Source organism: Pseudarthrobacter scleromae (assembly GCF_014644515.1).
Taxonomy (GTDB): Bacteria; Actinomycetota; Actinomycetes; order Actinomycetales; family Micrococcaceae; genus Arthrobacter; species Arthrobacter scleromae.
The window spans coordinates 158,889-172,202 of record NZ_BMKV01000005.1 but is presented as its reverse complement, the minus strand read 5'-3'; the positions used below and the strand labels follow the sequence as shown (position 1 = coordinate 172,202).

The 13,314-nt window shown below is 68.4% G+C and carries 10 protein-coding genes; 3 read left to right on the top strand and 7 right to left on the bottom strand.

The window, feature by feature from the left end; genetic code table 11:
• Positions 1-107: 107 nt before the first annotated feature.
• The 3 genes from IEX33_RS14070 (at position 108) to IEX33_RS14060 (ending at position 5,415) form a co-directional block, all read left to right on the top strand.
• Positions 108-3,578, top strand: a complete 3,471-nt coding sequence (locus IEX33_RS14070) for a DEAD/DEAH box helicase (protein ID WP_188731175.1) — start codon at positions 108-110, stop codon at positions 3,576-3,578.
• Positions 3,579-3,680: 102 nt separating this feature from the next.
• Complete coding sequence (locus tag IEX33_RS14065) at positions 3,681-4,355, top strand: hypothetical protein (RefSeq protein ID WP_188731173.1); 675 nt, start codon at positions 3,681-3,683, stop codon at positions 4,353-4,355.
• 79 nt (positions 4,356-4,434) lie between these two features.
• Positions 4,435-5,415: a glycoside hydrolase family protein gene (locus IEX33_RS14060; RefSeq protein ID WP_188731171.1), complete on the top strand. Its 981-nt coding sequence runs from the start codon at positions 4,435-4,437 to the stop codon at positions 5,413-5,415.
• Between the two features lie 149 nt (positions 5,416-5,564).
• Here IEX33_RS14060 and IEX33_RS14055 read toward each other — a convergent pair whose 3' ends face one another.
• From IEX33_RS14055 to IEX33_RS14025, 7 genes are all read right to left on the bottom strand, one after another.
• On the bottom strand, positions 5,565-6,854 hold the full coding sequence (locus tag IEX33_RS14055; protein WP_188731170.1) for an ammonium transporter: 1,290 nt from the start codon (positions 6,852-6,854) through the stop codon (positions 5,565-5,567).
• A gap of 239 nt (positions 6,855-7,093) precedes the next feature.
• On the bottom strand, positions 7,094-7,717 hold the full coding sequence (locus IEX33_RS14050) for a helix-turn-helix domain-containing protein (protein ID WP_188731168.1): 624 nt from the start codon (positions 7,715-7,717) through the stop codon (positions 7,094-7,096).
• 49 nt (positions 7,718-7,766) lie between these two features.
• Positions 7,767-9,017, bottom strand: coding sequence for an allantoate amidohydrolase (locus IEX33_RS14045; RefSeq protein WP_229675414.1), 1,251 nt, complete (start codon positions 9,015-9,017; stop codon positions 7,767-7,769).
• Positions 9,018-9,076: 59 nt separating this feature from the next.
• Positions 9,077-10,273, bottom strand: a complete 1,197-nt coding sequence (locus tag IEX33_RS14040) for an FAD-dependent oxidoreductase (protein ID WP_188731164.1) — start codon at positions 10,271-10,273, stop codon at positions 9,077-9,079.
• Positions 10,273-11,652 (bottom strand): FMN-binding glutamate synthase family protein, encoded by a 1,380-nt coding sequence (locus tag IEX33_RS14035; RefSeq protein ID WP_229675389.1) that lies wholly within the window; start codon positions 11,650-11,652, stop codon positions 10,273-10,275. The genes IEX33_RS14040 and IEX33_RS14035 overlap by 1 nt, the downstream gene beginning before the upstream one ends.
• Positions 11,653-11,661: 9 nt before the next feature.
• Complete coding sequence (locus IEX33_RS14030) at positions 11,662-12,399, bottom strand: GltB/FmdC/FwdC-like GXGXG domain-containing protein (protein WP_188731152.1); 738 nt, start codon at positions 12,397-12,399, stop codon at positions 11,662-11,664.
• Positions 12,387-13,295: a class II glutamine amidotransferase domain-containing protein gene (locus IEX33_RS14025; RefSeq protein WP_188731150.1), complete on the bottom strand. Its 909-nt coding sequence runs from the start codon at positions 13,293-13,295 to the stop codon at positions 12,387-12,389. The genes IEX33_RS14030 and IEX33_RS14025 overlap by 13 nt, the downstream gene beginning before the upstream one ends.
• Positions 13,296-13,314 lie beyond the last annotated feature (19 nt).

Below are 13,314 nucleotides of genomic sequence, written 5' to 3'. Positions count from 1 at the left end.
TCCTCAAGTCGCCGGCGGCGCCCTTCGCCCCGCCGGCGAACTAAGATGGATCAGATGACCAACCACCGGCCCGGCCCCGCCGTGGCCTGCTGAAAGTAGCGCGCACCATGCCATCCCAACCGGACGAGAGTGCGGCACTGGCAATACAGACTCCCGCCATCAACGACCGCTCCCTGGCGGCCGGGCTGGCGTATGCCATGGGAAGCCGCGTCTCAGGCATCTCGTTCGACGCCGCTACCGGGCTCATGCTGGGCAAGGTCCGCGGCGGCGCGGACGTGCCCTACTCCACCACCGCCAAGCTGGTCCGCAAGGGCGGCGGCTGGAGTTGCACCGTGGGCGTGTGCAGCTGCCCGGTCCGCAAGGACTGCAAGCACGTGGCGGCGCTGCTCTTCGCTGCCGAGGACAACCCGGCCATCCGGGTCCAGCTGCTCACGCCGTCCACTTCCACCCAGCTGTCCCGCACCCCGCCCGGCGCCGCCCTGTCCGACTGGGAGCAGGCCCTGAGCCCGCTGATCTCCCAGCCGGGAGCCGTCCCCTCCAACGCCGGAGTGCCGCTGGCGCTCCAGTTCGAGGTGGAAGAACCCGCGCCGCACTTTTCCTACACCGGCCGGCGCGATCCGCAGCGCAGCGTCCGCCAGCTCAAGGCCCGGCCCGTCATCATGGGCGCCAAGGGCAAGTGGATCCGCGGCGACGTTTCCTGGACCACGCTGAACTACCTGAACTTCCGGCGCGAGTGCAATCCCGTGCATGTGGAGTGGATGCAGGAGTTCCTGGCCGCCCATTCCGCGGCAGCCGGCCGGACCTACAACTCCTCCGGCTTCTGGCTAGGGCTGAACTCGTACGCCGGGAAAAACCTGTGGAGCCTGCTGGAAGACGCCGGGAAGATCGGCCTTGCGCTGGTGCACTCGCGCGGCACTGAGCCGGTCCGCCTCGCGGGGTCCCCCGCCGCCGTCGGCCTTAGCCTGAGCCGTCACGGCTCGCCGCTCGACGGTGCGACCGCAGCGGTGGGGGCGGCACCCGCGGCGGCCGCCAAGGACCAGGCGTCAGACGGCGGGCTGGAGCTTGCGCCCACCATCGCCGTTGAGGGCGTGGAGGTTGATCCGGCGTCCGTGGGAACCATCGGCCGCCCCGCCCACGGCATCTTCTTCACCACCGACGGCGGCGCGCTGCCCGGTGTTGGCGAGGCACCGGCGGGCGAGAACGTGATCACGCTGGCTCCGCTGGAAGGCGGCCTGAGCGAGGAACTGCTGACGTTCGTGACCGCGGGCAGCACGCTGCACATCCCGGCCAGGGACGAGTCGCGGTTCCTGACGGGCTTCTACCCGAAGCTGAAGCAGACGGCCCGGGTCACGGCCCGCGACGAGTCCGTGGAACTCCCCGCCCTGGCTGTCCCCACCCTGTCCCTGCTGGCAAACTACGGCGCCGACCACAGGGTGCGGCTGCACTGGGAGTGGCACTACAAAAGCGGAAACCTGGTCACGGCGCAGCCCCTCTGGAGGCACCCCGGCGACCACGGCTACCGCGACGACACCGCGGAAGCCCGGATCCTGGAAGGCCTCGGCCAGCCGTGGGACGTGGTGCCCGCCCTGGGTGAGTCCGCCACCGGCGGCTGGGGCACCCCGCGGCTGGCGGCGTCAGCGGAACTGAAGGGCCTGGACACACTGGCCTTCACCGAGGAGGTCCTCCCCCGGCTGCGCGAAGCCCCGGACGTCGAGGTGGACACCGTGGGCGAGATCGCCGAATACCGCGAGGCCGAGGAAGCGCCGGTGGTGTCCATCTCCACCAAGGCCACCGAGCAGCGCGACTGGTTCGACCTCGGCATCCAGATCACCCTTGAGGGGCAGCCGGTCTCCTTCGCGGCGGTATTCTCTGCACTGGCGTCCGGCCAGACCAAGATGCTGCTGCCCAGCGGCGCCTACTTCTCCCTGGACCTGCCCGAGCTGCACCAGCTGCGCGCACTGATCGAGGAGGCGCGCTCCCTGCAGGACAACAAGGATGCGCCCCTGCAGATCAGCCGCTTCCAGGCCGGGCTGTGGGACGAACTTGCCCAGCTGGGAATCGTGGACGAGCAGGCGGCCGCGTGGCGTTCAGCGGTGGGCGGCCTGCTTGAAGGCGGCGTGGACGGCCTGCCGCTCCCGGCCACCCTCAATGCGGAGCTCCGGCCGTACCAGCTGGAGGGCTTCAACTGGCTCACGTTCCTGTACCGGCACAGCCTGGGCGGGATCCTCGCGGACGACATGGGCCTGGGCAAGACCGTCCAGGCCCTGGCCCTGATGTGCGCGGCGAAGGAGCTTTCCCTGGCGGCAGCAGATGCTTCAGCAGGCCAGTCCGACGCCGGTGCCCCCTTTTTGGTGGTTGCCCCCACCAGCGTGGTGGGCAACTGGGCGGCGGAAGCGGCCCGGTTTGCCCCCGGCTTGAAGGTCCAGGCCGTCAGCGAGACCTTCGCCAAGAGCAACCAGGCGCCGGCTGAGGCACTGGCCGGGGCCGATATTGTGATCACGTCCTACGCCCTGTTCAGGATTGATTACGAGGCCTACGCCTCCCGCACCTGGTCCGGCCTGGTCCTGGACGAGGCGCAGTTTGTGAAGAACCACCAGTCCAAGGCCTACCAGTGCGCCCGGAAACTGCCGGCGGCCTTCAAGCTGGCCATCACGGGCACGCCGCTGGAGAACAACCTCATGGAGTTCTGGGCGCTCACCTCGATCGTTGCGCCCGGACTGTTTTCCAGCCCCAAGCGCTTCGCCGAGTATTACCAGAAGCCGGTGGAGAAGAACGGCGACAAGGGGCAGCTGGACAAGCTCCGCCGTCGGGTCCGTCCGCTGATGATGCGCCGCACCAAGGACCAGGTGATCAAGGACCTGCCGCCCAAGCAGGAGCAGATCCTGGAAGTGGTGCTGAATCCGCGCCACCAGAAGGTGTACCAGACGCACCTGCAGCGCGAACGCCAGAAGATCCTGGGGCTGATCGAGGACGTGAACAAGAACCGGTTCACCATCTTCCAGTCGCTGACCCTGCTGCGGCAGCTCAGCCTGGACGCCTCCCTGGTGGACCCGGCGCTTTCCGCAGTGCGGTCAAGCAAACTGGATGTGCTGTTCGAGCAGCTGGAGGACCTGGTGGCTGAGGGCCACCGGGCACTGATCTTCAGCCAGTTCACCGGGTTCCTGGGGAAGGTCCGGGAACGGCTGGACGAGGAGAAGATCGAGTACTGCTACCTCGACGGCGGCACCCGCAACCGCGCGGACGTGGTCAACGAGTTCAAGAACGGCAGCGCTCCGGTGTTCCTGATTTCGCTGAAGGCCGGCGGGTTTGGGCTGAACCTTACAGAAGCCGACTACGTGTTTCTGCTGGACCCGTGGTGGAACCCCGCTTCCGAGGCGCAGGCGGTGGACCGGACCCACCGCATTGGGCAGGCACGGAACGTGATGGTGTACCGGCTGGTTGCCAAGGACACCATCGAGGAAAAGGTCATGGCGCTCAAGGCCCGGAAGTCGCAGCTGTTTTCCGATGTCATGGAAGGCGATGCCCTGGCCGGCGGCGCCATCACGGCGGAAGACCTCGCGGGGCTGTTCAAGGAGTAGAGGTTAAGGCGGGGCTTTGGGCCCTACGCCTGCACAAGGAGTGGACCTAATCTGGGATAGCAGAGCGACTGGCGGGCGCCTGCCGAATCCCGGGAGGCAACCGTGAAATCGGCCAACGCGAGCATCATCGCCGGCATCGTCCTGATCTCGGCGGGCGTGCTGTTGCTGCTGGACCTGCTCAACGTCATCGAGAGCGCCGCCTATATGCCGATGCTGATCTTCGCCGCCATAGGGGCAGTGTTCCTGTCCCTCTTCATCCGCAGCCCGGAGAACTGGTGGGCCGCAATCCCCGGCTCGGTGTTCCTGGGCCTGGCAGCCGTGATTGCCGCCTCCCAAATTACGGACGGCGGCGCCGGCGCCAGTTTCCTGTTCCTATTCATGGCCGCCGGATTTGCCGCAGTCTACCTGCGTCAACGGGGCAACTGGTGGGCGGTGATTCCCAGCGGGGTGATGCTGACGCTGGCCGTCATTGTTACCCTTCCGCAGGATCTGCAGGGCATGCCCGTTGCCGCCGTCCTGTTTCTGGGCCTGGCGGCCACCTTCGGTGTGCTGTCCATGGTTCCCGTTCCCGACGCCGGTCCCGCCGGGCGGATGAAGTGGCCCCTGATCCCGGCGGCCGTCCTGGGCGTGCTGGGCGTGATCTTCGCCCTGCAGTCGACGGCACTGCTCATCGCCGCGGACATCCTGGTCCTGACCCTCATGATCCTGGCGGGCGTCGCCCTGCTGGTCTACGCCTACCGCGCCCTGCATGGCGGGCACGGCAAGGCGCACGGCTAGGGCACCGGGGGAACTGGGCACCACCGCCGGGCGCGTCGCATAAGCTGGTACTCCACGAAACTACAACGTTGGAGAACCAGTGCAAGAGCCGCTCACTCCCCTGCGCCCCGACGCCTTCAGGACGCCGTACCGCGATCCGGTCTGGGACGGCCCAACGGATCCGGTCCTGGTTCATGACCACCTCACCGGTGAGTGGGTGCTGTTCTACACCCAGCGCCGGGCCACGGCACCGGGCCTCTCAGGAGTGGAGTGGGTGCACGGCACGGCCATCGGTTCAGCACGGTCCTCGGATGGGGGCGCCACCTGGCAGTACCAGGGCACCGTGGACGGACTGGTGCCGCCCGGAACTGAACTGCCGGCAACCCTCTGGGCGCCCGACGTCGTACGCATCGGCGACGAGTGGCTGATGTACCTGACCGTCCTGGGCGGGGTGCGGAAGGACTGGAACGGAAACGCGGCAATCGTGCAGTTCGCCAGCAGGGACCTGGTGCACTGGGAGTACCTGGGCCCCATCGACCTCGATTCGCCTCGGGTGATCGACGCCGCCGTCGCACCGTGCGGGGACGGCCGCTACCGGCTCTGGTACAAGGACGAGGCCCGCGGCTCCAACACCTACAGCGCGGTGAGCGATACGCCGCGGGACCCTTCGTCCTGGACTCTGGAAGGCATCACCATTCCCGGCCGTCCGCATGAGGGGCCCAAGGTGTTCCGGCTCGAGGGAATGTACTGGATGATCGTGGATGAGTGGCGGGGCCAGGGCACATACCGCTCGTCAGACGCCGCCGGCACCTGGGTCCGGCAGGAGCACCTGGACGGGCTGATCCTCACCCGGCCCGAGCACGTGGACGGGCGGCCCGTTGTCGGACGCCACGCGGACGTGGTGCCCCTCGCCCCGGGGGAAGACGGTAAGGAGCGGGCCCTGCTGGCCTACTTCACCCATCCGCACTGGGGAGGCGAGGACATCGACACCATGGCCCCGGACCCCAAGACCCGCCTGAGCCACATCCGCGGCGCGGTCCTGGAAGTCCGGGACGGGAACCTTGTTTGCACCGAACACTGAACACTGATTTCCGGACGGCCAAGCGCTTCACAGCATGGCAGAGGACCAACCCCTGGAACTATAAGCCGGCTAACACCGGCACCGGTCCACAGGTTGGCCCTCTGCCTGACTCGTCCTCCGGATGGCACCCACCCGGAATCTTCGAAAACCTACGCGCGCTGCGGGGAGCCCAGCTCCACCGGATCCTCATCCGTAAGGTAAGCGAGCTCGGAGTGGGCCGCGAGGTCGATGCCGCGCATCTCGTCCTCCGGGTTGATCCGCAGGCCGATCGTCTTGTCCAGGATCTTGGCGAGGACCCACGTGATGCCGAACGAATAAGCCAGCACCGTGACGGTTGCGAGCGACTGGACGCCGAGCAGCTCCACGCCGCCGCCGTAGAAGAGTCCGCTGACTCCGTTCGGGGCAGCATCGGTGGCGAAGAGGCCGATCAGCAGGGTGCCCAGGATGCCGCCCACCAGGTGGACGCCCACGACGTCGAGCGAGTCGTCGTAGCCCAGGCGGTACTTCAGTTCAATGGCCAGCGAGCAGACGGCCCCGGCAATCGCGCCGATGGCCACTGCACCCAGCGGGCTGACCGCACCGCAGGCGGGGGTAATGGCCACGAGGGCGGAGATCAGGCCGGAGGCTGCGCCCATGCTGGTGGCGGCGCCGCGGCGGACCCGTTCCACCAGGGCCCAGGCCAGCAGGCCGGCCGAGGCAGCCACAGCGGTGTTGAGGAACACCACCGACGCCGAGTGGCCGGCGGACAGGGCCGAGCCGGCGTTGAAGCCGAACCAGCCGACCCAGAGGAGGCCTGCACCCACCAGGACCAGCGGCCGGCTGTGCGGCTTCGCGTGCTCCACCATGGGCCAGCCCGAGCTCTTGCCCAGGACCAGGGCCAGGGCCAGGGCGGCTGCGCCGGCGTTCATGTGCACGGCGGTGCCGCCGGCAAAGTCGATGGCCTCGATGCCGCTGGCGATCCAGCCGCCGGTCACGCTGCCGTCCTCGGAGGAGAAGGCGAACACCCAGTGCGCCACCGGGAAGTAGACGATGGTGGCCCAGATGCCGGCAAACAGCATCCAGGCACCGAACTTCATGCGTCCGGCAGCCGCGCCGGCCACCAGCGCGGTGGTAACACAGGCGAAGAACAGCTGGAAGGCCGCGAACAGGGCCACCGGAATGGACGCCTCCCCATCCTCAGCCATCAGCTGTCCCAGGCCGGGGAACTCGGTGACGTCACCGATCAGGCCCAGCCCGCCCACTGAATTGCCAAAGGCCAGCGAGTAACCGAACAGCGCCCAGAGGACGGCCACCAGGCTGGCGCCGCCAAAGCACATCATCATCATGTTGAGAATGCGGCGCGACCCCACCATGCCCCCGTAAAACAGGGCAAGGGCGGGGATCATCATGCAAACCAGCGCTGCGCTGGCCAAAATCCAAGCGACATTTCCCGAATCCATGGGAAACCCCTTTCGTGATGCGAGGAGAGAACGCCAAATCGCCCGTTGGAGCCACTCCGGAGGAGGGACGCGGAGTCAGTACCACGTTCATCGGAGGGCAGCTATTGCCGTCTGGTTCCAACTGTATGGCGGCAGTAATGGCCTGGGTTTCCGGTGTGTTAAATGATCGTTTCAGTCATCCACACGGAAGTTTCAGCCGTCCCGCAGAGCGCAGGAGTGAGGGTGGGAAGGGCCGGATCCTACTTGGCGGAGATGGCCAGGAACGTGATGGGCAGGTCCAGCAGTTCCAGCGGCCCGTGCGGCCCTTCACCGTCCAGCAGCAGGGAATCGCCCGGCTCCATGGCGTATTCGTACGAGCCGTGGCCGTACACCATCCTGCCGGCGAGCATGTAGATGAACTCCGTGCCGGGGTGCTGGAACAGCGGGAACACGTCGGAGGCGTCCGTGAGCGTGACCAGCGTGGGTTCCAGGGCGTCGGTCCTGCCCTTGAGCGTGCCCAGGACGCGGTATTCGTGGCCGTGCCGGGTGCCGCTGCGGACGGTGAGGCTGCCCTGGCCGCTCTTGGTGAAGGTGGCGTCGCGGTCCGTGTCTGCGCCGCGGAACAATGCGGTGACCGGGACTTCCAGCCCGTCCGCAAGCCGCTGCAGCGTGGTGAGGGAACACGAGGTGGTGGCGGTTTCCACCCGGGAGATCATCGCCTTGGAGAGGCCGGTCCGGGCGGCCAGTTCCGCCGAGGACAGCCCGGCAGCCGTACGGTAGTGCCGCACCTGGCGTGCGATGACCTGCTCCAGCCGGCCTGCAGCCTGCCCGTCAGCCTGCTCCCCGTCGTCGTCACCGGCGTGATCGGCTGCGTGTTCGGTCATAGCAGCCATCTTAGGCACGGAACCGCGCGGGAGGACGACGACGGCGGCGCTACCTGGGTGCGCGGGTGTCGCCTGCCAGCCCCGCGAGGGAGTCCGCCAGCGCGAGTGCGCCGGCCTCGGCATCCCAGTCCTCCACCAGTTCCTCGGGGGAATGGGAGATGCCGGTGGGATTTCGGACAAAGATCATGGCCGTGGGCATTTGAGACCCCAGGACTCCGGCGTCGTGCCCTGCCCCCGTGTCCAGGACCGGCGCGGCCGGAAGCAGTTCCTGCAGCCGGCTGCGCAGCCCGCCGTCGAAATGCACCGTGGAGCTGAGCGATTCCATGGTCATGGCCGCGATGCAGCCTTCCTCCGCAGCGAACACCTGGGCATTGAGCCCGATGGCCTCCACCAGCGCCGCGGTGACGGAGTCATCCGGGTGCCGGGCATCAATCCACAGGTCCACGCGGGAGGCTATCACGTTGGTGCCCCCGGGTACCGGCTGGACCCTGCCCACGGTGGCCCTGGCGTCCCGGTACTTCCGTGCGGTGTCCCGGATGCTGACCATGATTTTCGCGGCGGCCACCATGGGGTCCCTGCGGTCCCTCATCAGGGTGGTGCCGGCGTGGTTGCCCTGGCCGCTGATGCTCAGCTTCCAGCGGCCATGCCCAAGGATGGAGGAACCGATGGCCACGGGCTGGTCCAGGTCAACCAGTCCCCTGCCCTGTTCAACGTGCAGTTCCACAAACACGCCCAGCTGCTGGAGCGTTGCGTAGTCCGCTCCGACCAGGCGGGGATCCTGCCCATTGGCGGCAGCGACATCCGCGTAGGTGTTGCCATCGGGGTCCTTGAGCCGGCGGGCTTTGTCCGGGTCCAGCGATCCGGTGAGGAGGCGGGAGCCCAGGCACGCAACGCCGAACCGGGAGCCTTCCTCTTCCGGAAACACGGCAATGGCCAGCGGGCGCCGGGGCCGGAGACCGCGGGCTTTGAGGATGTCGACGGCGATCAACGCCGAGGCGACGCCGAGCGGGCCGTCGTACCCACCGCCGCCGGGGACGGAATCGAGGTGGCTTCCGGTCACGACGGCGTCCTTCCGGGTCCTCGCGGCAGTGTCCCACCAGGCCCAGATGATGCCGTTGTGGTCCGTGTGGACATCCAGGCCCCGCCGGCCGGCCTGCTCAACGAACCAGCCGCGCAGGTCCGTTTCCGCGGTGGAGAACACCGGCCGCGAGTACCCGCCCCGGAAGGTGTCCCTGCCGATGGTGGAGATGTCCTGCAGGAGGCTGGCTACAGTGGGGTCGCTGGTCCTGCCGGAAAGCACGGCATCCGCTGCGGGGTCCGCCGTGGGTATTGTCTGTGGAAGGCTCACTGGTATCCGTCCTAGGTGGTCGCAGCTGCTGGGGACGCGGTCCGGAACCGCCCGGGAACACTGCCTGTGCCGTCGGCCAGGTCCGCCGCCCACCGGCCGAGCAGCGGCGCGAACTTGGCGCCGTGGCCGGAACAGGGCGAGAGGACGGTCAGGTTGTCCACGCGGTCGATGAGGAAGTCCTCGTTGGGAGTGTTGGTGAACAGGCACGTTGTTTCGGCGTAGGGCTCCGGGTCCAGGCCGGGCAGGTAGCGCTGCACGTATTCCACCACCCTGCGGCGGTTTGCCGGATCCACTGCACCGGTCTGCTGTGCCGCGGAGGGGATCAGCCTGCCGCCGTTGTACTCGGCAACTTTCTGGCCGGCGAAGCCTGCGTCGCGTCCGCCCGGCAGGCCGTAGGCCTGGATGCCGGCAGCCTTGTGGATGAACGTCGGCCAGCCTCCGGCACCTGAAGCAGCGCCGCCGTCGTAATCCTTGGGGACGTGGTCCGAAGGGGCGTGGTCCCGGTACCTGAAGTGGAAGGCCTGCTCCTGCCGGACGGTGATCTCCGGGAGCCCGGCCACGAACCCTGCCGGAAGGGACAGCCCGTCCAGCAGCGCCGGCAGCCAGCCGCCCGCGCTGACCACCACGTTGCCGGCGTCGTACGTTTGCCCGGTGGTGGAGTGCAGCCGGTAGCCGCCGCCCTGGCGTGACAGGCTCTCCAGCTCCCAGCTGTTCAGCAGCCGGGCGCCGCGTTCCACCGCGAGGGACACCATGGCATTAACGGCAGTCTCGGCGTCGATCACCCCGGCGCCGGGGTGCCACAGCACGTCCGTGTCGAAGGCGAACTGCGGCCAGCGCTGCCGGGCTTCCGCGGCGGAAAGCAGCTGGTGCTCGAGGCCTTCGTCAGCCAGCACGGACGCCAGCAGCCCCGGATTGCGCGTCGGCCCGTAGTCCACGGCACCGCAGGGAGTGATCAGCGGGGTCCCGCACGCGGCGGAGAGTTTGTCCCACAGGCTTTTCGATTCCACCACCGCGCGGGTGTAGAAGGGGTCCGGATAGGCGTAGCGGAAGATGCGGGCGGACCCGTGGGAGCTGCCGTCGTGGCTGGCCGGGACATTGCGTTCCAGGATGGCCACCTGGTGGCCGCGGGCGGCAAGCTGCCAGGCGGTGGCGGCACCGGCAAGCCCGGCGCCCACCACCACATAGTCTGAGGAGCCAGCGCCTGGCATCAGAAGCTTCCTTGGCCCGGGATCCACGAGGTGCCGGCCAGCGGCACGCGGGCCATGGCGGACGCCTCGATGGTGAGAGCCACCAGGTCCTCCGGCTCCAGGTTGTGCAGGTGCGACTTGCCGCACGCCCGGGCGATGGTCTGGGCCTCCATGGTGAGGACACGGAGGTAGTTGGCCAGGCGCCGTCCTGCGGCCACCGGGTCCAGGCGGGAGGAAAGTTCCGGGTCCTGGGTGGTGATGCCTGCGGGGTCACGGCCGTCCTGGAAGTCGTCGTAGAACCCCGCGGCGGAACCGAGGGCGGAGTATTCGGCGGCGTAGCGGGGGTCGTTGTCGCCCAGGGCGATCAGCGCGGCGGTGCCGATGGCCACGGCGTCCGCGCCCAGGGCCATGGCCTTGGCGACGTCGGCGCCGGTGCGGATGCCGCCGGAGACGATGAGCTGGACCTTGCGGTGGACGCCGAGTTCCTGCAGTGCCTGCACTGCCTGCGGGATGGCGGCGAGGGTGGGGATGCCGACGTTTTCGATGAACACCTGCTGCGTGGCCGCGGTGCCGCCCTGCATGCCGTCCACCACCACAACGTCGGCGCCGGACTTCACGGCCAGGGCGGTGTCGTAGTAAGGGCGGGATGCGCCGATCTTGACGTAGATGGGGGTCTTCCAGTCGGTGATTTCGCGCAGTTCGCCGATCTTGATTTCCAGGTCATCCGGGCCGGTCCAGTCCGGGTGGCGGCTGGCCGAGCGCTGGTCGATTCCCACCGGCAGGGTGCGCATGCCGGCGACGCGTTCGGTGATTTTCTGGCCCAGCAGCATGCCGCCGCCGCCGGGTTTGGCGCCCTGGCCCAGCACGATCTCGATGGCGTCGGCTTTGCGGAGGTCGTCCGGGTTCATGCCGTAGCGGGAGGGCAGGTACTGGTAGACGAGGTGCTTGGACTGGCCGCGCTCCTCAGGGGTCATGCCGCCGTCGCCCGTGGTGGTGGAGGTTCCCACCTCCGTGGCGCCGCGGCCCAGGGCCTCCTTGGCGTTGGCGGAGAGGGCGCCGAAGCTCATGCCGGCGATGGTCACCGGGGTCTGCAGGTGCAGCGGGCGGGTGGCGTGCCGGTCGCCGAGGACGACGTCGGTGTCGCACTTTTCGCGGTAGCCCTCCAGCGGGTAGCGGGACATGGAGGCGCCGAGGAAGAGCAGGTCGTCGAAGTGCGGGACCTTGCGTTTGGCGCCCCAGCCGCGGATGTCGTACACGCCGGTGGAGGCGGCGCGCTGGATGTCGGCGATGGTGGCGCGGTCGAAGGTGGCGGACTCGCGGAGGCCGAGCGCAGCGATATCAGGCGCAGGGAGGTTCTGTGCCGGGGCTTCAGCCGGAGCGGGCATGGAGGTGATGGTCATGGGGGCCTCCTAGTAGGCAGTCGAGTTGTCGACGTGGAAGTGGTAGAGGTTCCGGGCCGAGCCGTAGCGCTTGAAGTCGGCAGGGTTGTCGGTGCGGCCGGCGGCGGCCAGCAGCTCGCCGAGTTCGGCCAGGTGTTCAGCCCTCATCGGCTTTTCGACGCAGTCCGCACCGAGGGAGGCCACCGTGCCTTTGACGTAGATCCGTGCCTCGTAGATGGAGTCGCCCAGGGCGTCGCCGGCGTCGCCGCAGACCACCAGGCGTCCGGCCTGGGCCATGAACGCGGACATGTGGCCAATGTTGCCGCCCACCACGATGTCCACCCCCTTCATGGAGATCCCGCACCGGGCACCGGCGTTGCCGTCGATGACCACCAGCCCGCCGTGGCCGGTGGCGGCTGCGGACTGGGAGGCATCTCCCTTGACGTGGACGCGGCCGGACATGATGTTCTCCGCCAGTCCGACGCCGGCGTTGCCGGTGATGGTGACGCCGCCTTTTTGGTGCATCCCGGCGGCGTAGTAGCCTGCGTGGCCTTCGATGGTCACCGCGATGTCCGCGTCGATGCCGACGGCGAGGCTGTGCTTGCCGCCGGGGCTGGTGACGGTCCACGCCTGTCCGTCCGCGGCGTTATGGATGGCCTGGTTGAGTTCCCGGACGCTGGTGACGGCCAGGTCCACGGTGGTGGTCTCCGGCATCCGGGCTTCCGGGGAGGTGCTTGCCGTGCTTTCGGGGGCTGTCAGAGTGACCATGTGTAGACCTTTCCGGGTTCCGGTTCAAAGATGCGGGCGTCGTCGATGCCGGGCAGGCCGGCCAGGGCGCGGTATTCGGAGGCCATGGCCACGTAGTCATCGGTTTCGGCGATGATGGCGGGCTTGCAGGCGATGGGGTCCCGGACCACGGCCATGCTGTCCGCGGTGGTGACCACCAGGGTGTAGAAGCCGTCCAGGACCTTGCCCAGGTTCACCAGCGCTTCCTCGAGGGTGTCTCCCTGCTGCAGCCGGGAGGCGACGTAGCGGGCGCCCACCTCGGTGTCGTTGTCGGAATCGAACACCACGCCTTCGCGCTTGAGGTCGCGGCGGACCGTGGCGTGGTTGGAGAAGGAGCCGTTGTGGACCAGGCAGAGGTCGTCGGCCACGGAGAAGGGGTGCGAGCCTCCCGCGGTCACGGCCGATTCGGTGGCCATGCGGGTGTGGGACAGGCCCTGGCTTCCGGCCATGGCCTCCAGTCCGTGATCGGCGGCGATCTCCATGGGGTGGCCCACGCTCTTCATCACGGCCACGTGTTCGCCGCGGCCGATGATGGTGGATCCGGGCAGGGTTTCGCCGACGGCCTTCACCAGCAGGTCAGTCCCGACGGCGGCGCTCACCAGGGTGGTGTCGCCCACCACCTGCACGGCTGGCTGTGCGTCGGATGGGAGGAGCGCCCCGACGCCCGCGGTGATGTCCGCCGTCGTCATGCTCTGGTCCTTTCCGAGGAGGCTGAGGGTGGATGTTCCCGGGGAAACCAGGCCGGGGGTGTTGTAGACGGCCAGGCCGGCGGAGTCCGGCCCTCGGTCCACGATCTGGCAGAGCATGGAGGACAGCAGGCTGCCCATCCGGTGGTGCAGCGAGGGATTGCGCAGCTGCAGCGCGGCGATTCCGCACATGGTGGGGGTCCTTACTTAG

Excerpts from the sequence above, each read along its gene's own strand:
- IEX33_RS14070 (WP_188731175.1), top strand. The coding sequence starts at position 108 with ATGCCATCCCAACCGGACGAGAGTGCGGCACTGGCAATACAGACTCCC.
- IEX33_RS14055 (WP_188731170.1), bottom strand. The coding sequence starts at position 6,854 with ATGGATTCGGGAAATGTCGCTTGGATTTTGGCCAGCGCAGCGCTGGTT.
- IEX33_RS14050 (WP_188731168.1), bottom strand. The coding sequence starts at position 7,717 with ATGACCGAACACGCAGCCGATCACGCCGGTGACGACGACGGGGAGCAG.
- IEX33_RS14040 (WP_188731164.1), bottom strand. The coding sequence starts at position 10,273 with ATGCCAGGCGCTGGCTCCTCAGACTATGTGGTGGTGGGCGCCGGGCTT.
- IEX33_RS14035 (WP_229675389.1), bottom strand. The coding sequence starts at position 11,652 with ATGACCATCACCTCCATGCCCGCTCCGGCTGAAGCCCCGGCACAGAAC.
- IEX33_RS14030 (WP_188731152.1), bottom strand. The coding sequence starts at position 12,399 with ATGGTCACTCTGACAGCCCCCGAAAGCACGGCAAGCACCTCCCCGGAA.
- IEX33_RS14025 (WP_188731150.1), bottom strand. The coding sequence starts at position 13,295 with ATGTGCGGAATCGCCGCGCTGCAGCTGCGCAATCCCTCGCTGCACCAC.